At 65.0% G+C, this 19,469-nt stretch carries 15 protein-coding genes; 2 read left to right on the top strand and 13 right to left on the bottom strand.

Going from position 1 to position 19,469, the window contains the following annotated elements:
* The first annotated feature begins 272 nt into the window (after positions 1–272).
* Complete coding sequence (locus NG900_RS03370; RefSeq protein ID WP_252676684.1) at positions 273–1,280, top strand: isopenicillin N synthase family dioxygenase; 1,008 nt, start codon at positions 273–275, stop codon at positions 1,278–1,280.
* Between the two features lie 3 nt (positions 1,281–1,283).
* Here the strand turns inward: NG900_RS03370 and NG900_RS03365 are convergent, their stop codons facing one another.
* Positions 1,284–3,107, bottom strand: a complete 1,824-nt coding sequence (locus NG900_RS03365) for an ABCB family ABC transporter ATP-binding protein/permease (protein WP_252676682.1) — start codon at positions 3,105–3,107, stop codon at positions 1,284–1,286.
* A 109-nt stretch (positions 3,108–3,216) separates the two neighbouring features.
* Here NG900_RS03365 and NG900_RS03360 point away from each other — a divergent pair, with 109 nt between their 5' ends.
* A complete protein-coding gene (locus NG900_RS03360) occupies positions 3,217–3,636 on the top strand; it encodes an acyl-CoA thioesterase (protein ID WP_252676680.1) in 420 nt (139 codons plus the stop codon).
* 63 nt (positions 3,637–3,699) lie between these two features.
* Here NG900_RS03360 and NG900_RS03355 read toward each other — a convergent pair whose 3' ends face one another.
* The 12 genes from NG900_RS03355 to aspS form a co-directional block, all read right to left on the bottom strand.
* On the bottom strand, positions 3,700–4,464 hold the full coding sequence (locus NG900_RS03355; RefSeq protein WP_252676678.1) for an enoyl-CoA hydratase: 765 nt from the start codon (positions 4,462–4,464) through the stop codon (positions 3,700–3,702).
* Between the two features lie 31 nt (positions 4,465–4,495).
* Entirely contained in the window at positions 4,496–5,449 is a 954-nt protein-coding gene (locus NG900_RS03350) for a DegV family protein (protein WP_252676676.1), read from the bottom strand.
* A gap of 211 nt (positions 5,450–5,660) precedes the next feature.
* On the bottom strand, positions 5,661–6,860 hold the full coding sequence (locus NG900_RS03345) for an acetyl-CoA C-acyltransferase (protein ID WP_252676674.1): 1,200 nt from the start codon (positions 6,858–6,860) through the stop codon (positions 5,661–5,663).
* 32 nt (positions 6,861–6,892) lie between these two features.
* Entirely contained in the window at positions 6,893–9,370 is a 2,478-nt protein-coding gene (locus tag NG900_RS03340; RefSeq protein WP_252676672.1) for a 3-hydroxyacyl-CoA dehydrogenase/enoyl-CoA hydratase family protein, read from the bottom strand.
* Positions 9,371–9,453: 83 nt separating this feature from the next.
* Positions 9,454–11,241, bottom strand: coding sequence for an acyl-CoA dehydrogenase C-terminal domain-containing protein (locus NG900_RS03335; RefSeq protein WP_252676670.1), 1,788 nt, complete (start codon positions 11,239–11,241; stop codon positions 9,454–9,456).
* Between the two features lie 52 nt (positions 11,242–11,293).
* Positions 11,294–11,884: a TetR/AcrR family transcriptional regulator gene (locus tag NG900_RS03330; RefSeq protein ID WP_252676668.1), complete on the bottom strand. Its 591-nt coding sequence runs from the start codon at positions 11,882–11,884 to the stop codon at positions 11,294–11,296.
* A 401-nt stretch (positions 11,885–12,285) separates the two neighbouring features.
* A complete protein-coding gene (locus tag NG900_RS03325) occupies positions 12,286–13,950 on the bottom strand; it encodes an acyl CoA:acetate/3-ketoacid CoA transferase (RefSeq protein WP_252676666.1) in 1,665 nt (554 codons plus the stop codon).
* A 38-nt stretch (positions 13,951–13,988) separates the two neighbouring features.
* Complete coding sequence (gene clsB / locus NG900_RS03320) at positions 13,989–15,257, bottom strand: cardiolipin synthase ClsB (RefSeq protein ID WP_252676664.1); 1,269 nt, start codon at positions 15,255–15,257, stop codon at positions 13,989–13,991.
* Positions 15,254–16,000, bottom strand: coding sequence for an endonuclease/exonuclease/phosphatase family protein (locus tag NG900_RS03315; RefSeq protein WP_252676662.1), 747 nt, complete (start codon positions 15,998–16,000; stop codon positions 15,254–15,256). Before NG900_RS03315 ends, clsB begins: the two co-directional genes overlap by 4 nt.
* 1 nt (position 16,001) lies before the next feature.
* Positions 16,002–16,487 (bottom strand): dihydroneopterin triphosphate diphosphatase, encoded by a 486-nt coding sequence (gene nudB / locus NG900_RS03310; RefSeq protein ID WP_252676661.1) that lies wholly within the window; start codon positions 16,485–16,487, stop codon positions 16,002–16,004.
* Between the two features lie 136 nt (positions 16,488–16,623).
* On the bottom strand, positions 16,624–17,484 hold the full coding sequence (locus NG900_RS03305; RefSeq protein ID WP_252676659.1) for a hypothetical protein: 861 nt from the start codon (positions 17,482–17,484) through the stop codon (positions 16,624–16,626).
* Positions 17,485–17,634: 150 nt separating this feature from the next.
* Positions 17,635–19,461, bottom strand: coding sequence for an aspartate--tRNA ligase (gene aspS / locus NG900_RS03300; protein WP_252676657.1), 1,827 nt, complete (start codon positions 19,459–19,461; stop codon positions 17,635–17,637).
* Positions 19,462–19,469 lie beyond the last annotated feature (8 nt).

The raw sequence follows: 19,469 nt of genomic DNA, 5'->3' as shown, positions 1-19,469 counted from the left end.
ATGCAAAGGCAAACCTCAGCGCACCACGCGCGCGTTGGGTGTTGGCCTGAACCTTGCATTGATGGCCGGCAAGAGTAGAAGCGTTCACCAGCCGCACACACCCTGTCGGCTGGCCGGGAATTGCTCTTGAAGTCGGAACAGGCCCACCGAGCCCCTGAGGCACGGGTTGGCCTGCGCGCCGTTGGAACTTCAAGACACCGCCACCGCTTCTGCGCATGGTCTTGCGGCTCCTGGTCCGACATTCATCGACCTGTCTTTTGCACGGAGCCCACATGAGCACGCTCGCCACCTTGCCCCACACACTCGCCGAACTCGACAAGGAAGCCCGCATGGGCGGCCTGGGTTCGGAAACGCAGACGCGGGAAATTCGCCGCATCGACCTGTCCGACTTCGATGCCCGCCGCGCGCAGATCGCCGACGAACTCTGGGCGGCTGCCACGGACGTCGGCTTCTTCCAGTTGGTCAACCACGGCATTGCGCTGACACAGATGCAAGACGCGTTCGACATGGCGCAACGCTTCTTCGCGCTGCCGGACGGCGTCAAGGCGCAGTACCCGCTGCAGCGCGCGCTGAACAGCGGTTGGGAAAGCCGTGCACAGGTGCGCCCCTCCACGGGCACGCAAGACCAGAAGGAGTCGTATCAGATCACGCTGCCGCACATGGCGCCGCTCTGGCCGAGTGAAGACGAGCTGCCGGGCTTTCGTGCCGCCATGCTGGCCTTCGAAACGCAGTGCTGGCAGGTGGGGATGCGGGTGCTGTCCTGCTTTGCCGACAAGCTTGGCTTCGATGCCGATTTCTTTACCCGCGCGCACGACCCGTCCAGCGCGACCTATCAGAGCACGCTGCGCCTGCTGCACTACTTTCCGACCGACCCGTCCGTGGCGAGCGGCCTCTGGCGTGCGGGGGCACATACGGATTTCGATTGCCTGACGCTGCTGTTCCAGCGCGCCGGCCAGGGCGGCTTGCAACTCTGTCCGGGCAAGGAGATGGACGGCCAGCAGTGGACCAGCATCGAACCCGCCGACGACATCATCACCTGCAATATCGGCGACATGCTGATGCGCTGGAGCGACGATCAGCTGCCGTCGAACTTCCACCGCGTGCGCAACCCGCTGCCGCACGAGTATCAGGGCTCGCGCTACAGCCTGGCGTTCTTCTGCCAGGCCAACCGCGATGTGATGATCGAAAGCCCATCGGGCCGGTACGCGCCGATCAGCGCGGAGGATTACCTGCGCCAGCGAGTTGCTGCCAACTTCCACGCGGCGCAGGCCGCGATGTAAGCGTCAGGCGGCCGCCTCCGGTTCGCGCTCAGGCTCGCGCGCCTGCATGCGCCACATCTGCGCGTAGCGCCCTTCTGCGCGCAACAGCGATTCATGCGTGCCACGCTCGATGATGCGGCCGTGCTCCATCACCAGAATCTGGTGCGCGCGCACGATGGTGGACAGCCGGTGCGCGATCACCAGCGTGGTGTGGTTCTGCGCCAGGCTCATCAGCTCTTCCTGGATGGCATGCTCGGTGCGCGAATCCAGCGCGGAAGTGGCCTCGTCGAACACGAGAATCGGCGGACGCTTGAGCAACGTGCGTGCGATGGCCACGCGCTGCTTCTCGCCTCCGGAGAGCTTCAGCCCACGCTCGCCGACCTGAGTGTCGTAGCCGTCGGGCAGCGATTCGACAAAGTGGTGGATCTGCGCGGCGCGGGCGGCCTCGATCACCTCTTCGCGGGAGGCATCGGGGCGTCCGTAGGCGATGTTGTAGTAGATGCTGTCGTTGAAGAGCACCGTGTCTTGCGGAACGATGCCGATGGCCGCGCGCACGCTCGATTGCGTGACGTCGCGCAAATCCTGGCCGTCGATCTCGATCGCGCCGGATGTGACGTCGTAGAAACGGAACAGCAAACGCGCGAGCGTCGACTTGCCCGAGCCGCTCTGCCCCACCACCGCCGTCGTCGTGCCGGCCGGGATGGTGAAGTCGACATCGAACAGAATCTGCCGCTTGGCCTCGTAGCTGAAGTCGACATGCGCGAAGCGGACTTCACCGGCGTGCACGGCCAGCGGCGGCGCGTCAGGCTTGTCGGCCACCTCGCGGTTGGTCTGCAGCAGGTGGAACATGCGGTCCATGTCGGTCACGGCCTGCTTCAGTTCGCGGTAGATCACGCCCAGGAAGTTGAGCGGAATGTAGATCTGCAGCATCAGCGTATTGACCAGCACGAGGTCACCCAGCGTCATGTGCCCGGCCGCCACGCCTTGTGTGGCGCGATACAGGATCAGGATCAGCGCCGTGGCCACGATGAACTGCTGACCGAAGTTCAGGATCGACAACGAACGCTGTGAGCGAATAGCGGCAGTGCGATAGTTCAGCAGGTTCTCGTCGTAGCGGCGTGCTTCGTACTCTTCGTTGCCGAAGTACTTGACCGTCTCGAAGTTCAGCAGCGAATCGATCGCCTTCTGGTTGGCGCGCGAATCGAGCTCGTTCATCTTGCGGCGGAAGTGCGTGCGCCAGTTCGTCACCGTCACGGTAAACACGATGTAGCTCACCAGCGCGCAGAACGTGATGAGCGCGAACCAGACGTCGTATTTCACGAAGAAGTACGTGATGACGAGACCGACCTCGACGAGCGTCGGGAGAATGCTGTAGAGCGAGTACGAGATGAGCGACTGGATGCCGCGTGTGCCGCGTTCGATGTCGCGGCTCATGCCGCCGGTCTGGCGCTCCAGATGAAACCGCAGCGACAGCGCATGCAGATGGCGGAACACCTGGAGCGCGAGCGTGCGCACCGAGCTCTCCGTCACCTTGGAGAACAGGATTTCGCGCAGCTCCGAAAACAGCGACGTCGACAGCCGCAGCAACCCGTATCCGATGATGATGCCCACCGGCACGACCAGCAGCGCACGCGGGTCGGAGGGCGACACGTTCATCGCGTCGATCAGCCGCTTCATGACCATCGGCACGCCCAGGTTGGCGACCTTGGCGGCGATCAGGAACGACAGCGCCAGCGCCACGCGCCATTTGTAAGCGAGCAGGTACGGCAGCAGGCTCCTGATGGTGCGCCAGTCGCCGCGGGGTCCCCCCGGCGGAGGCGGTTCGGAAGAGGCGGGAAAGCGGCGCATGTGCGGTGCAATAAAATGGCGGATTGTGTATTCTCCCACCGATCACCCTGGTTCGCCGCACGCTTCCTGGCCGGGGTCCGTTCCCGCCTCAATGCTGCCCTGCATCATCATGTCCGAACCCCAAGCCACCACTGAGAACGTCAAGCTGCCCGCCGACAAGCAGCCCGCCGTGCGCGTCATGCCGATGCCCGCCGACGCCAACGTCCATGGCGACGTGTTCGGCGGCTGGATCATGTCGCAGGTCGACATTGCGGGATCGATCCCGGCGGTGGTGCGCGCCAATGGGCGCGTGGCCACGGTCGCGGTCAACTCGTTCGTCTTCAAGCAGCCGGTGTACGTGGGCGACCTCGTGAGCTTCTACGCCAACGTGGTCAAGACGGGCCGCACGTCGATCACTGTAGACGTGGAGGTCTATGCGCAGCGCATGGGCAGCAACGGCCGCCACGCCACTGTCAAAGTCACGGAAGCCACCCTCACCTACGTGGCGACCGACGAGAGCCGCAAGCCGCGCGAACTGCCTGCGCTCTGAATCGGCAACGCCCAACAAAAAACCCGGCCGAGGCCGGGTTTTCTTTTGCACGCAGATGCCTGCTCAGTTGAACTTGGAGAAGTCCGGGCGGCGCTTCTCGAAGAACGCGGTGAACGCCTCGCGCGCTTCCGGCGCACGCAGCATCTCGCCGAACTGCTTGCCTTCCAGCGACATGCGCGCGGCGATCTGCGGCATGGCGCCCTCCTTCATCAGGCGCTTGGTTGCACGCAGCGAAGCGGGCGGCAGCAGCGTCAGCTTGCGCGCCTGCGTGCGCACGAAGGCATCCAGCTCGCCGGCGGGCAGCACGCGATTGACGAGGCCCAGCTCGCGTGCCTCGTTCGCATCAAAGGGCTCGCCGAAGAGCAGCTTGTCCGCCGCGCGGTGATAGCCGGCCAGTTGCGGCAACAGCAGGCTCGATGCGGCTTCCGGGCACAGGCCGAGTTGCGCGAACGGCATCGACAGCTTGGCGGTGTCGGAGGCATACACGAGATCGCAATGCAGCAGCATCGTCGTGCCCACGCCGACGGCCGCGCCGCTCACCGAGGCAATCAGCGGCTTGGTGGCCGTGCTGATCGCCTTGAGGAACTGGTGCACCGGCGCGTTCTCGTCCTTGGGCGGGTTCTTCATGAAATCTTCGAGATCGTTGCCGGCCGTGAACACGCTCTCGTGGCCCGCCAGCACGATCACGCGGATGGCGGGATCGGTCTCGGCGGCCACCAGGGCATCCGCCAGCGTCTGGTACATCGCGGCAGTGATGGCATTCTTGCGGTCCAGACGGTCGAAGGTGAGGGTGAGGACGCCGTCTGCGGTCTCGGTACGAATCGACATGAGTACTCCAGGGTAAGAGCCCGTGCGGCGACTAAATCGGCACGGGTGAATCAGACAGATAGCCGACGGAGAACGCGTTGGCCCCCACGTTCAACGCCACGGTCAGGCTCATCGGCGCGAGCAGCACTTCCACACCGTGGTCCTGCGCGGTTCGCATCAGTGCTTGCACCGGCTCCATGCGGCGCACGGTGTCGAGCGAACCGGAATACGTGATCGCTACCACCGGCGTGGCCAGTCGCTCCTCGGCGATCATGGTTTCGACATGCGCGAGCAGGCGGCGGATGCCCTCTTCAGAGCCACGCACCTTGGCAATCGCTTCGGTCTCACCGCGATGCATATGGATGAGCGGGCGCACGTTGAACGCCGTGCCCATCATGTAGCGGCCCCACGTGATGCTCTTCTCACCCTTCTGCTTGGCACGCGTGTACATGTACAGCAGCTCGTCGGGCACGAGGTAAACATGCGAGGCATCGCGCAGGCGGTTCTCGATCACGTTGACCACGTCGCGCACCTCGGCGCCTTCGCGCAGCATGCGCGCGGCCTCGTGCACCATCAGCGCCTGGCCGGGGCCGATGGCGCCGGTGTCCACCACCGTCAGTTCGAACAGGCCCGAGCGGCCGGCGTCCTTGCGCGGCTTGAAACTCTTCGCCGTGGTGCCGACCACCGCGCCGGTGGCATGACTGTAGAACTGGCTGCGCGAGCTGGCGATCGTCAGCAGCAAGGCGCGATCGTGCTGCGTGACCACATGCTTGAGCAGGAAGTCTTCGATCTCGCGCTCCAGCAGCGGGATCGATTCGGCGTAGTGGTCCTGCTTGTCGACGAGGTACTTGCGATAGAGCTGCGGCAGGGCCGCCTCGTCGCGGCGGTCTTCCACAAACAGCTCGCCCGCGCGAATGCGGAACGGCACGACGCCCAAACCCAGTTGATCGATCACCCGCCGCGGCATGTCGCATGCCGCGTCGGTCAACACAATCGTGTCTCCCATTGCGCCCTCCTTGGTGCACCGCCGGTGACCCGGTGGTGTGTCTCCTCTGTTGCGGAATCGTGGTTCCGCTTCTATGGGCGTGCCCGGTGGCCGGGCCGCACTCTTCGGCGCGCTTGTTCTGTAGTGCTGTGCGCGCCTGCGCAATCATGCGTGGTGAGACGGGCGATTTACAAGCAGGGGGAAGAACCTAATCCTTCCCCCTGACGTGGGGTCACATGCGTTCGAAAATGCCCGCTGCGCCCATGCCGGTGCCGACGCACATCGTCACCATCCCGTACTTCAGGTTGCGACGGCGCAGGCCGTGCACAACGGTGGCCGCACGAATGGCACCGGTCGCGCCCAGCGGGTGGCCCAGCGCGATCGCGCCGCCCAGCGGGTTGATCTTGCTAGTGTCCAGGCCCAGGTCCTGAATCACAGCCAGGGACTGCGCGGCAAACGCTTCGTTCAGCTCGATCCAGTCGAGCTGATCTTGCGTCAGGCCACCCGCCTTCAGCGCCGCAGGAATCGCTTCCTTCGGACCAATGCCCATGATCTCCGGCGGCACACCGCGCACCGCAAACGACACGAAGCGCGCCAGCGGCACCAGGTTGAACTGCTTGAGGATCTTCTCCGACACCAGGATCAGCGCGCCCGAGCCGTCCGACGTCTGCGAGCTGTTGCCGGCCGTCACGCTGCCCTTGTTGGCGAACACGGCGCGCAGCTTGCCCAGGCCTTCAACGGACGTATCAGCACGCGGGCCCTCGTCCAGCGACATCGTGCGCGTCTTGACGTCGATCGCACCCGTACCCAGGTTCGGGAACTTCTCGATGATCTCGATCGGGGTGATCTCGTCCTTGAACTCGCCGGCTTGCTGTGCGGCCAGCGCCTTCTGGTGCGACGCCAGCGAGAAGGCATCCTGCGCCTCGCGCGAGATCTTCCATTGCTGGGCGACCTTCTCAGCGGTCAGGCCCATGCCGTAGGCGATGCCGACGTTCTCGTCACGCGTGAAGATCTCCGGCGACATCGACGGCGAATTGCCCATCATCGGCACCATGCTCATCGATTCCACACCGGCGGCGATCATCACGTCGGATTCACCCACGCGGATGCGGTCGGCGGCCATGGCCACGGCCGTCAGGCCCGAGGCACAGAAGCGGTTGACGGTCACGCCGCCCACGGTGTTCGGCAGGCCGGCCAGCAGCGCGCCGATACGCGCGACGTTCAGGCCCTGCTGCGCTTCGGGAATCGCGCAGCCAACGATGGCATCTTCGATCAGCGCCGGGTCCAGGTTCGGCACCTGGGCGACTGCGCTCTTGAGGATGGTCGCCAGCAGATCGTCCGGACGCAGGTTCTTGAGCGTACCCTTGGGCGCCTTGCCGATCGGGGAACGGGTCGCGGCGACGATGTAGGCGTCTTGCAGTTGCTTGGTCATGATGAAACTCCTGTTCTCTGTCGTCGCGGCGATTAGTTACGCACCGGCTTGCCGGTCTGCAGCATGCCCATGATGCGTTCCTGGGTCTTGGCGCTGCCGAGCAGATCGACGAAGGCCTTGCGCTCCAGCGCCAGCAGCCATTCTTCATCCACCAGCGCGCCGGCTTCCACGTCGCCGCCGCACACGGCCTCGGCAATGCGCGAGGCGATCGTGAAGTCGTGCTGCGAGATGAAACCGCCGTCACGCATGTTCACCAGCGACGCCTTGATGGTCGCGATGCCCGAACGGCCCGCCACCGGAATACCCACCGGACGCAGCGGCGCGCGGTAGCCCGCATCGGACAACGCGCGCACTTCATTGCGCGCCACGTGCAGCAGTTCGTGCACGTTGAAGACGATGGTGTCGGTCGGCTGCAGGTAGCCGATCTTCTGCGCATCCAGCGCGGAAGACGACACCTTGGCCATGGCCGCCGCCTGGAAGCGGTTGGTCAGGAATTGCAGGATGTTCGTGCTGCCTGCAGCCTGCGCAGCGTTGGCCGCTGCCAGCGCAGCTTCCTTCAGACCACCACCGGCCGGCACCAGGCCGACGCCCACTTCCACCAGACCGATATACGTTTCCAGCGCAGCCACGCGCTTGGCCGAGTGCAGCAGCAGTTCGCAGCCGCCACCCAGTGCAATGCCCGACGCAGCGGACACGACCGGCACACCGGCGTACTTCACGCGCATCATGCCGTCCTGGAACTTCTTGACGAACGGCTCGATGCCCTTGGCGCCGCCCATCATGAAGGCCGGCATGGCTTCTTCCAGGTTCGCACCGGCGGAGAACGGACCACCCGGCGCGCCCAGCTTGAGCGACGTCGGCTGCCACACCACCAGACCCTTGTAGCCGGCTTCGGCCAGATCCACCGCGCGCGTCAGGCCATCGATGACGCTCGGTCCGATCGTGTTCATCTTGCTCTTGAACGAGATGATCAGCACGTCGTCCTGACCCGCTGCATCGTCCACCCAGATGCGCACGGCGTCGGTCTCTTCGATGGTCTTGCCATACGTGAGCGGGTTGACCGTGGTCGCGCCCTTGATCGGTGCGCGGAACACCTGGCGGCTATACACCGGCAGTGTGCTGCGCTGCAGGAACGCGCCCTTGTTGGCCGACCACGAACCTTGTGCCGAATGCACACCACCGTTGTCCGCCACCGGGCCCGAGAACACCCACTGCGGCAGCGCGGCGTTCGACAGCGCCTTGCCGGCTTCGATGTCTTCCTTCACCCACTCGGCCACCTGCTTCCAGCCGGCCTCTTGCCAGTCTTCAAACGGGCCGCTGTTCCAGCCAAAACCCCAGCGGATGGCCAGATCGACTTCCGCAGCCGAATCCGCAATCTGCTCCAGGTACACGGCGATGTAATGGAACACGTCGCGGAACACCGCCCACAGGAACTGCGCCTGCGGGTTGGTCGATTCACGCAGCAGTTTCAGGCGCTCGGCGGGCTCCTTCTTGAGGATACGCACGACGATGTCGTCCGCCTTCTTGCCGCTCGGGCCGTATTCGCCCGTCTGCGGGTCCAGCACCTTGATGTCCTTGCCTTCCTTCTTGTAGAAGCCGGCGCCGGTCTTCTGGCCCAGGGCACCTGCTTCCACCAGCTTGGCCAGCACGGGCGGTGTGGCATAGACTGCTGCGAACGGATCGTCCTTCAGGTTGTCCTGCATCGTCTTGATGACGTGCGCCATGGTGTCCAGGCCCACCACGTCCGCCGTGCGGAACGTCGCTGACTTGGCGCGGCCCAGCTTCGAGCCCGTGAGGTCATCCACCACATCGAACGGAATGCCGTACTTGGCCGATTCCGCAAACACCGCCAGGATCGAGAAGATACCGACGCGGTTGGCGATGAAGTTGGGCGTATCCTTCGCGCGCACCACACCCTTGCCGAGCGCGGAGGTCAGGAACGTTTCCAGCTTGTCGAGGATGTCGCCACGCGTGTGCGCGGTCGGAATCAGCTCGACCAGGTGCATGTAGCGCGGCGGGTTGAAGAAGTGCACGCCGCAGAAGCGCGACTTCAGCTCCGCGTCAAACCCATCCGACAGCTCGGTGATCGACAGGCCCGAGGTGTTCGATGCGAAGATCGCGTGCGGCGCGATGTGCGGCGCAACCTTCTTGTACAGGTCGTGCTTCCAGTCCATGCGCTCGGCAATCGCTTCGATCACGAGGTCGCAATCGCGCAGCTTCTCGATGTCGTCTTCGTAGTTGGCGGCCTGGATCAGGTTGGCGTCATCCTTGATGCCCAGCGGCGCCGGCGACAGCTTCTTCAGGTTTTCAATCGCCTTGAGCGCAATGCCGCTCTTCGGGCCTTCCTTGGCCGGCAGGTCGAACAGCGTGACGGGGACCTTGGCGTTGATGAGATGAGCGGCAATCTGCGCGCCCATCACGCCTGCGCCCAGCACTGCAACGCGTCGGACGAGGAAGTTGGAACGCGCGCCAGCTTGCGGCTGGGCGACGGGGAGTTCGGTGCGGGTCATGACATCCTCAACTGAAAAGAGGAAAGAGACGAGCGGGGCGACAGTCTGTGCGTGTCGCCCCGAGGGAGAGTGCCGCTGTTTGCTTAGAACAGGTCGGCTTCGAGTGCCATCAGCGTCGCGCCGCCCGCACGGGCCATGCGGATCTGCGAAGCCGTTTCGGGCAGCAGCTTGGCGAAGTAGAAGCGCGCCGTCGCCAGCTTGACCTTGTAGAACGTGTCGCCGCTGTTTTGCTTCTCCAGGGCGATCTTGGCCATGCGGGCCCAGAAGTACGAGAACACCAGGTGACCGACCACGCGCAGGTACGGAACAGCAGCGGCGCCGACTTCATCCGGGTTGGCCATGGCCTTCATGCCGATTTCCATGGTCAGCTTCTGGACCTTGTCGCCGATGTCGGCCAGCGGGTTGATGAACTCCTGCATGGCTTCGTTGGTGCCTTCGGCTTCAACAAAGTCCTGCACCAGCTTGCCGAACTTCTTCATCTTGGCGCCCATGTCGCCCAGGATCTTGCGGCCCAGCAGGTCCAGCGACTGCACGGTGTTCGTGCCTTCGTAGATCATGTTGATACGGGCGTCGCGCACGTACTGCTCCATGCCCCACTCGGCGATGTAGCCGTGGCCGCCGAACACTTGCATACCTTCGTTGGTCGAGATGAATGCGTTGTCGCTCAGGAAGGCCTTGGCGATCGGAGTCAGCAGCGCGACGAGGTCGGCGGCGTCCTTGCGCACGGATTCGTCCTCGTGCGACAGCTCGCGGTCGATCTGCAGCGCGATCCAGTAGCTGAACGCGCGACCGCCTTCGGCAAAGGCACGTTGCGTCAGCAGCATGCGGCGCACGTCCGGGTGCACGATGATCGGGTCGGCCGGCTTGTCCGGTGCCTTCGGGCCCGACAGGCTGCGCATCTGCAGGCGCTCCTTGGCGTAGGCGGCCGAGTTCTGGTACGCGACTTCGGTCAAGCCCAGGCTCTGCATGCCGACGCCCAGGCGGGCGGCGTTCATCATCACGAACATGGCGTTCAGGCCCTTGTTCGGCTCGCCGACCATCCAGCCGCGGGCGCCGTCCAGGTTGATCACGCAGGTGGCGTTGCCGTGAATGCCCATCTTGTGCTCGATGGCACCGCAGGCCACGGTGTTGCGCTCGCCCGGATTGCCATTGGCATCGGGGATGAACTTCGGCACCACGAACAGCGAGATGCCTTTGGTACCGCCCGGCGCATCCGGCAGGCGCGCCAGCACGAGGTGGATGATGTTTTCCGACAGGTCGTGCTCGCCTGCCGAGATGAAGATCTTCGTGCCGGTGATGGCGTACGAGCCATCGGCCAGCGGTTCGGCCTTGGTGCGCAGGATGCCGAGGTCGGTGCCGCAGTGCGGCTCGGTCAGACACATCGTGCCGGTCCATACGCCCGACACCAGCTTCGGCAGGTAACGCTGCTTGAGCTCGTCGGTGCCGTGCGCGTGCAGGGCTTCATACGCGCCGTGCGACAGCCCGGGATACATCGTCCAGGCCTGGTTGGCCGAGTTGAGCATCTCGTACAGCGCGTTGTTGATCAGGATGGGCAGGCCCTGGCCGCCGTACTCAGGATCGCAGCCCAGTGCGGGCCAGCCGGCCTCGACGTACTGCTGATACGCTTCCTTGAAGCCCTTGGGTGCGGTCACCACGCCGTCGCCGTGGTACGTGCAGCCTTCGCGATCGCCCGACTGGTTGAGCGGGAAGATGACCTCGGAGCAGAACTTGCCGGCTTCCTCGATCACCTGGTTGATGGTGTCGGCATCGATCTCCGCGTGCTGCGGCATCTGCTTGAGATGGCCCTCGACGTCGAGAAGCTCGTGGAGGACAAACTGCATGTCGCGCAACGGTGCGGTGTATTGACCCATCTTGGGCTCCTTGGTTGTTGCTGCGCGACCCGCTAGGTGTGCAATGGCCGCGTCAGGTTCGGTAAGACTGAATCAGTTTGTTGAGTGCCACCATGGCCAGCTCGGCGCTGTCGGGAAGCCGCAGAAAACGCGCATCGTGGTGCAGGCCGAGTTCCAGGCCATACATCTCGAAGAGCATCAACTTCGGGTCCACTTCTGCACGCAGGTGGCCTTCTTCCTTTGCCTGCTCGATCGCGCGGGTCAATGCTGCCCGCCAGATCGTCACGCTTTTGACGAGTTCGTCGCGCACCGGGCTTTCGGCCCGGTCGTCGTACTCCACCGCGCCGCTGATGTAGATGCAGCCCGTGGTCACTTCCTGAATGCGACGCTCCATCCAGCGTCGCACCATGCTCCACAGGCGCGGCAGACCGCGCGGTTCCGTCAAGCTCGGGTAGAAGACTTCCTGCTCGAACCGTTTGTGATACTCGCGAACCACTTCCACCTGCAAATCCTCGCGCGAGCCGAAGTGCGCGAACACCCCGCTCTTGCTCATCTGCATGCGCTCCGCGAGCACACCGATCGTCAATCCTTCCAGTCCGTCGCGCGAGGCCAGGTCAAGCGCGGCATCGAGAATCGCCGCACGCGTCAGCTCGCCCTTGCGCATCGGCGTGGCTGCTGCGTGATTCGATTCGAGACGAGCGGTCGGGTGACGCATGATGATTTCTCTCCGTTCTTTTCTGGGCATGACGCGCGAAAAATGGCGTTTTTCAAGGCGCCTTTCGCGTGCCGGGCAGGACTGTAAACCAGCCCGCGCAAACACTCTAGCCCAAAATCGAACGGTCGTTCAATTATTTACAGGGCCCCGGTGAGCGGCAAGTGTTTTATTAGAAAGCGGCATCTAAATGGAAGTGCCGCAAAGACGCTTTTCGCAGTGCAGTGCGAATCCCGCAAAGCCTTTAAACACAAAGCTTTACGGGGTGTGCATCGCACACAGAAAATGCGTGCGGCGCAGCATCGTCGACGGGTTTTCTAGTGCTACCCATCAGTAAATAAACCGACCGGAAATCAGGCCTGCACGATGCCCGCGCACATGGGGCCGCGACGGAAGATCCGGGCGTCCATTTCCCGCAAGTCCGGGGCCACGACGATCTCGGCGGCGCATTGGTCGAGCACATCGCACTGCAGGTCGATGCCGGGGGCGATCTCGGTGAGTGTGAGGCGGCGGCCGCCTTGTCCGTCCTCGCGCATTTCGAAGACGGCGCGCTCGGTCACGTAGCGCACCGGGATGCCCGAGCGCGCCGCGTATTCCCCGTTGAATGTGAGGTGCGACACCGCCGGCACGATCTTCTTCAGGCGCCCTTCGCGCACGATGCGCAGCTTGCCGTCTTCGGCTTCGACCTGCAGGCCGCCTGCGGTAAGCGTGCCCATGAACACCACCGAGCGCGCGCTCTGCGTGATGTTGATGAACCCGCCGACCCCCGCGACGATGGTGTCGCCGCCCTCGCCGAACAGGCTCACGTTGACGTTGCCGGCGCCGTCCAACTCCGCCAGGCCGAGGATGGCGAGGTCGATGCCGCCACCTTCGTAGAAGTCGAACTGCGCGGGCTGGTCGACCACCGCCTCCGGATACGCCGAGGCGCCAAAGCTGAGGCCGTCCGCCGGCGTGCCGCCGATGGGCCCGGCTTCCACGGTGAGCGTAAAGCCGCGCGCGCCTTCCTGCTCGGCCAGGGCACCGACAGCCGCCGGCATGCCCACACCCAGGTTCACCACGCGCGGCTGCTGCGCCATGAGTTCCAGCACGGCGCGGCGCTGCACCAGCGTGCGGGCATCCAGCGCGCCGTGCAGGCTCGTCTCCAGCGCTTCGCCGGCTTCGAGGGCATCTTCCTTCAGCTGGATCGCCTCACCCTGCCAGGGGCGGATGTAGGTCGGGTTAAACGCCTCGCCGAAGGTCATCTGGTGCTCGGCTTCGTCCTCGGCGACGACCACGTAGTCGACGAGGATGCCCGGCACGTGGATCGCCTGCAGGTTGTCATGCCGATCGACCAACCGGCGCACCTGCACAATGACGATGCCCCCCGAGTTGCGCGCCGCTTGTGCCATGGCCAGCAGTTCGTGGTGGAAGGCCTCTTCGTGCGTGCTGATGTTGCCGCGCGGGTCGGCCGCGGTGCCGCGCAGGAAGACGCAGTGCAGGGGGAAGCTGGGATAGAACAGATAGTCCTCTCCGCGAAAGCGCTCGTATTCGACCCAGGCGGCCGTGCCTGCCGCGCGTGCGGCCTTGGCGCGCGCATTGATGGCGGCGCCCTGGTAGCGCACATCGAGCTCCGTGCGCGGGTCGACAAAAGTGTGCAAGCCGATCTTGGTCAGCACGCCCGGCTTGCCGCCCGCGATGGCGCGATACAGATGCGTGAGCACGCCCTGCGGCAGGTTGAACGCATCGCATTGCTCGGCGAGTGCCATGTCAGCCAGGCGCGTGGCCGAACGCCAATGGCCGCCGACCACGCAGCGCGTCATCCCGGGATTGCCGAAGTGATTGACGCCACGCGTGGCACGATCGCCCTGCCCGGCGGAGTAGACCAGCGTCAGATCGCGCGGCTCGCCGGTCGCGAGGAAGCGGCGCTCCAGCGCGTGCGTGACGGCCTCTGCGTGGCCGGCGCCGACAAACCCGGCGCACGCGACCGTCCACTCGGGCTGCACCAGCCGCGCGGCTTCATCTGCTGTGATGACTTGCATGTCTCCTCCGTTTTCGTTGTTTTGTCTGATGGGCAAAGCTAATACTGTGCTGCGCGGCCGCTGATCACCACGCCGAGGCGAACGAGCCGGTAGGCGCACCAGTCGGCCAGGCGCCACCACCAGCGGCGCGCGGCATGCGCGTCGGCCAGGACGCGGCGTGCATGATGGGCGATGGCATCTTCCAGCGCGCCACGCAGTTCGTTGGCGACGGTGGCATCCCATGCGACCACGTTGGCCTCGCGCGCGAGCAGCAAGCTGAACGGATCGATGTTGCTGGAACCGACCGTGGCCCAGCGGTCGTCCACGACGGCCACCTTGGCGTGAAGGAAGCTGGCGGTGTACTCGTGGATCTCCACACCGTCGCGCAGCAGCAAGTGATACAGCGAGCGCGTCGCGTAATGCTGCAAGCGGTATTCGACCTGGCCCTGCAGCAACAGGCGCACGCGCACGCCACGGCGCCGGCACGCTGCCAGTGCGCGCATGAAGCGCACACCGGGCAGAAAGTACGCGTTGGCAATGATCACCTCGTGCCGTGCCGTGCCTAGCGCGCGCAGGTATTCGCGCTCGATCGCGCGGCGGTTGCGCACGTTGTCGCGCAGCACCAGCGAGGCCAACACCGTGCCCGGCGCACGTTCGCTTTCGCGCCCGGACGCCCCGCGATGGCGGGGCCGCGGCGTGTCGGTGATCACCGGAAAATCGGCGGCCACACCCGTCACCCCCACCTCGCGCATGCCGGCGCGCACGCCCATCTGCCACCACAGCCGATCGACCGTCAGCGCGATCTGCGCGACCAGCGGCCCACGCACCCGCATGGCAAAGTCGTAGCGCGGCCCCAGCGCGGTGCCGTTGAACGGCGCGTGGTTGAGGTCGTCGATGATGTTGATGCCGCCGACAAACGCGACGCCGTCATCGATGACGGCGATCTTGCGATGCAGCCTTCGCAGGTAACGGCGCCGCAGCCGAAAGCCGCGCACCGGCCGATAGATGCGCAAGGCCACGCCTGCGGCATCGAGCATCGCGACGATATCGGCAGGCAGCACGCCGGTGCCGAAACCATCGATGGTCAGGTGGACCTCCACGCCGCGGCGTGCCGCGCGCACGAGCGCCTCGGTCACGCTGCGCGCGGTGGCATCGTCGGTGTAGATGTAAGTTTCGATGGCCACACGGCGTTGTGCCGCGTCGATGGCTTCGATCAGGGCAGGAAAGAACTCGGCCCCGCCGCACAGCAGGTCGACGTCGTTGCCCGGCAGCGGCTTGCCCCGCCGCCACTCGGAGCGCAGCGGACCCGCATCGCGCACGACCCTCATGGGTGGGCCAGTTCGGCCAGCAGGGGCACGTGATCAGAGCGTTGCGCCCACTCGCGGCCGGTCAGCGCATGCGCGCGTTCGATGTCGAAGCCGCGCACGTAGATGCGATCGAGCCGCAGCCACGGCATGTGACTCGGGAAGGTGCGCAGGGGGCGCGCATCGGCCGCCTTGTCAGCCACTTCGGTGGCACCCAGCGCCTGGCAGATGTAGCGGTCCAGGCGGTTGTTCCAATCGTTGAAATCCCCCGCCACCACGAGTGGCGCATCCTTCGGGACCACCGAGCGCACGCGGTCGATCAGGGCCTCGGCCTGCCGCAGCCGGCTGCGTGCGAACAACCCGAAGTGCGCGCACAGCAGATGCACCTCGCCAAAGCCGAGGTCGGTCACCGCATGCAGCAGGCCGCGCTGCTCGAAGCGGTGGTCGGAGATATCGAGGTTCTCCGACAGCAGGATCGGAAAGCGCGACAGGATGGCGTTGCCGTGGTGCCCGTGCTCGTACACAGCATTGCGGCCGTAGACGCTGTGCGGGTAGACGTCGGTCGCCAGGTAACGCAGCTGCGTGTAGTTCGGGTCGAACAGCTCGGCAGCGACCAGGCGGTCGTTGCGGTCCTGCACTTCCTGCAGAAAGACGATGTCGGCGTCCATGGTGTGCAGGCCCTGCCGCACGTCATGCACGCGCACACGCCGCGCAATGCCCGTCACGCCCTTGTGGATGTTGTAGGTGGCGACGCGCAAGCGCAGCATGTCAGACTTGGTCCTTTGTCAGCGCTGCCTGGCGGGCGTTGTAAGCAGCCAGGCGTTCGGGCAATTGCAGGATGGCCTCGGCGTTGCTGCGCGAGAAGCAGCGTGCTGCAGCATCCTCGTAGGGCAGCCATTCGGCCTGCAGATGCTCGCGCGGCGCCAGCCGCACCGGCACCTTGCCGCTCACCAGCAAGCCGAACCAGTGCTCGGTGTTGCGCGTGACGCCCGGCGCGTAGCGGTGCCGCCAGCGCGGGTAGATGTCGTATTCGATGTGGTGGCCCCAGTCGATCAGATGATGCCGGGCCGTGTCGATGCCGGTTTCCTCCTGCACCTCGCGACGGGCCGTGTCGGCCAGGGGCTCATCCAGCGCGTCGCAGCTGCCGGTGACGGATTGCCAGAAGCCCGGATGATCCGCCCGCTCCATCACCAACACGTGCAGGTCTGGCGTGTGGATGACGACGAGTACGGAGACGGGGATCTTGTGAGACATGGCGAGCGTGTTGCTACGTGTTGCTAGGTGTTGCGATGAGCGGCGCGAACGCGCGGTAAGGCCATAGCTTACCGCAGCCAGAAGCGTGCCACCGCGATGTTCATCGCCCGCCATGGGCGCCGCCATGCCGCGGCAATCAACCTGCCCGTAGCGCGCCCTGGCCGGTGCGCGTGCGTGCGAGCCACAACGCTGTTTCGTCGACGGCGGTCTCGTGGCCAAGCTCGCGGCGCGCCACCGCCAGTAGCGGGTCAAGCATCGCGGCGTAGTCTTCGGCCGCGCGTTGCGATTGTGCCCACAGCGCTTCCGTACGCTCGGCCAATTGTTGACGCAGCGCAGCGAGCTGCGCGGTCAGTTCGCGCTCGCGATTGCCGAGTGTGTTGAATTTCTGGATGAGGAAGCGCTGCACATCGGTCTGCTGCGACTGCGCGTTGGCCTGGTCGAAGCGCTCCACGATGGCAGACGTTTCACGCTCGATGCGATGCAGCTCGCTGGCGCCCTCGCGCTCGGCGGTTTCCAGCGCTTGGAGCGCACGCCGCTCGGCCTGCAACACGCGCGCGTGGTCGGCAAAGCGGTGCTCGGCCGCCAGATGCGCCTCGGCCAGTGGGCGTGGCGTGTCATACACGAGCGGATGCACAGGCGCACCGGGCGCGGCCGGCGGCAACGCGGTGTCCGGCAGGCGAAGATTGGCGACGGCGTGCAGCCAATGCATCCGCTCCGCCGACAAGTGCCCCAGCGCGCGCATGGCCTCGGTCAAGTGCAAGGACGATGCCGATGCGGGTGTGGCCGGATGCGCACTCTGCGCCGCAGCAGCAATGTCGGGCACGCAAGCCGCGACGGTCGTGGCCACCGCCTCGGTCATGGCCCGGGCGGCGCGACGGGTGGCGCGGCGCATCTCGATCCAGGCCAGGCTTATCACCACCAGCGCGACAATCAGCCAGGTCAGCAACAGCTCGGCGTGTGCGGCCACCCACGTGCGCGCAAAGTCGATGAATTCCATCTCAACATCCTCCTTCGTTGTCACCCAACGTGACAGAAACGAAAGATTCGGTTTAGCACGCAATGTTCCCGCTTGTTGCATACGCCCAAAAACAAACCGCGCCGCCCTTGCGGGTCGGCGCGGTTTGTTGTGCAGCGTTAGCAGCGACGATCAGGCCGTCGTTGCAGCCGTCGGTGCAGCCACCTTGGCCTCGGCGGCACGCAGGCGGATGTGCAGTTCGCGCAATTGCTTCTCGTCGACCGCGCTCGGAGCCTGCGTGAGCAGATCCTGTGCGCGCTGCGTCTTCGGGAAGGCGATCACGTCACGGATCGAGTCAGCACCGGCCATCATCGTGACAACGCGGTCCAGGCCGAAGGCGATGCCGCCGTGCGGGGGCGCGCCGTATTGCAGCGCATCGAGCAGGAAGCCGAACTTGGCACGCGCTTCTTCCTCGCCGATCTTCAGGGCGCGGAACACCTTGCTCTGCACGTCTTCGCGATAGATACGCACCGAACCGCCACCAATTTCCCAGCCGTTGAGCACCATGTCATACGCCTTGGCGACGCACTTGCCCGGATCGGTTTCCAGGTATTCCAGGTGCTCGTCCTTCGGGCTCGTGAACGGGTGGTGCATGGCAACCCAGCGGGCGTCTTCCTCGTCGTACTCGAACATCGGGAAGTCGACCACCCACAGCGGTTTCCAGACGTCTTCAAACAGGCCGTTGGCCTTGGCGAAGTCGGAGTGACCGATCTTCAAGCGCAGCGCGCCCATAGCGTCGTTCACCACCTTGGCGCGGTCGGCACCGAAGAACAGGATGTCGCCATCCTGCGCGCCGCTGCGCTTGAGGATCTCGGCGATGGCCGCGTCGTGCAGGTTCTTCACGATCGGCGATTGCAGGCCGTCGCGGCCCTTGGCCACTTCGTTGACCTTGATCCAGGCCAGGCCCTTGGCGCCGTAGATTTCGACGAACTTGCCGTAGGCGTCGATATCGCCACGCGACAGCGCCGCACCGCCCGGCACGCGCAGTGCCACCACGCGACCGCCTTCGGCGTTGGCTGCAGCCGAGAACACCTTGAAGTCGACGTCCTTCATGGCGTCGGTCAGCTCGGTGAATTCCAGCTTCACGCGCAGGTCCGGCTTGTCCGAACCGAAGCGGGCCATCGCCTCGCGGAATTCCATCACCGGGAACTTGGCATCCAGCTCCACCGACATGGTGTTCTTGAACACCGTGCGGATCATCTCTTCAAACAGGTCGCGGATTTCCTGCTCGGTCAGGAACGACGTTTCGCAGTCGATCTGGGTGAATTCGGGCTGGCGGTCAGCGCGCAGGTCTTCGTCGCGGAAGCACTTGGTGATCTGGTAGTAGCGGTCGAAGCCCGACACCATCAGCATCTGCTTGAAGAGCTGCGGCGATTGCGGCAGCGCGAAGAACTGGCCGGCGTTCACACGCGAGGGCACGAGGTAATCGCGCGCGCCTTCGGGCGTGCTCTTGGTCAGCATCGGCGTTTCGATGTCGATGAAGCCCTTGTCGTCCAGGTACTTGCGCACTTCCATCGCCACCTTGTAGCGCAGGCGCAGGTTGTATTGCATCTGCGGGCGGCGCAGGTCCAGCACGCGGTGCGTCAGGCGCGTGGTTTCCGACAGGTTGTCGTCATCCAGCTGGAACGGCGGCGTGACGGAGGCGTTGAGCACCGTCAGCTCGTGGCACAGCACCTCGACCTTGCCGCTGGCGAGGTTGGCGTTGGTGGTGCCTTCCGGGCGGGCGCGCACAACGCCCTTCACCTGCAGGCAGAACTCGTTGCGCACGCCTTCGGCCACCTTGAACATCTCCGGGCGGTCCGGGTCGCACACGACCTGCACCAGGCCTTCACGGTCACGCAGGTCGATGAAGATCACGCCGCCATGGTCGCGACGGCGATGGGCCCAGCCCGACAGCGTGACGCTCTGGCCGAGCAGTTGTTCGGTGACCTGACCGCAGTATTGAGTACGCATTTGCATGTTGTGGT

The organism is Ralstonia soli (genome assembly GCF_023955655.1).
Taxonomy (GTDB): domain Bacteria; phylum Pseudomonadota; class Gammaproteobacteria; order Burkholderiales; family Burkholderiaceae; genus Ralstonia; species Ralstonia soli.
The sequence above is the reverse complement of the archived record's forward strand: the minus strand, read 5'-3'. Positions and strand labels throughout refer to the sequence as shown.

What these genes read in the sequence shown, in the direction of transcription:
- NG900_RS03370 (WP_252676684.1), top strand. Translation starts at nt 273, where the DNA reads ATGAGCACGCTCGCCACCTTGCCCCACACACTCGCCGAACTCGACAAG.
- NG900_RS03365 (WP_252676682.1), bottom strand. Translation starts at nt 3,107, where the DNA reads ATGCGCCGCTTTCCCGCCTCTTCCGAACCGCCTCCGCCGGGGGGACCC.
- NG900_RS03360 (WP_252676680.1), top strand. Translation starts at nt 3,217, where the DNA reads ATGTCCGAACCCCAAGCCACCACTGAGAACGTCAAGCTGCCCGCCGAC.
- NG900_RS03355 (WP_252676678.1), bottom strand. Translation starts at nt 4,464, where the DNA reads ATGTCGATTCGTACCGAGACCGCAGACGGCGTCCTCACCCTCACCTTC.
- NG900_RS03350 (WP_252676676.1), bottom strand. Translation starts at nt 5,449, where the DNA reads ATGGGAGACACGATTGTGTTGACCGACGCGGCATGCGACATGCCGCGG.
- NG900_RS03345 (WP_252676674.1), bottom strand. Translation starts at nt 6,860, where the DNA reads ATGACCAAGCAACTGCAAGACGCCTACATCGTCGCCGCGACCCGTTCC.
- NG900_RS03340 (WP_252676672.1), bottom strand. Translation starts at nt 9,370, where the DNA reads ATGACCCGCACCGAACTCCCCGTCGCCCAGCCGCAAGCTGGCGCGCGT.
- NG900_RS03335 (WP_252676670.1), bottom strand. Translation starts at nt 11,241, where the DNA reads ATGGGTCAATACACCGCACCGTTGCGCGACATGCAGTTTGTCCTCCAC.
- NG900_RS03330 (WP_252676668.1), bottom strand. Translation starts at nt 11,884, where the DNA reads ATGCGCAAGGGCGAGCTGACGCGTGCGGCGATTCTCGATGCCGCGCTT.
- NG900_RS03325 (WP_252676666.1), bottom strand. Translation starts at nt 13,950, where the DNA reads ATGCAAGTCATCACAGCAGATGAAGCCGCGCGGCTGGTGCAGCCCGAG.
- clsB (WP_252676664.1), bottom strand. Translation starts at nt 15,257, where the DNA reads ATGAGGGTCGTGCGCGATGCGGGTCCGCTGCGCTCCGAGTGGCGGCGG.
- NG900_RS03315 (WP_252676662.1), bottom strand. Translation starts at nt 16,000, where the DNA reads ATGCTGCGCTTGCGCGTCGCCACCTACAACATCCACAAGGGCGTGACG.
- nudB (WP_252676661.1), bottom strand. Translation starts at nt 16,487, where the DNA reads ATGTCTCACAAGATCCCCGTCTCCGTACTCGTCGTCATCCACACGCCA.
- NG900_RS03305 (WP_252676659.1), bottom strand. Translation starts at nt 17,484, where the DNA reads ATGGAATTCATCGACTTTGCGCGCACGTGGGTGGCCGCACACGCCGAG.
- aspS (WP_252676657.1), bottom strand. Translation starts at nt 19,461, where the DNA reads ATGCAAATGCGTACTCAATACTGCGGTCAGGTCACCGAACAACTGCTC.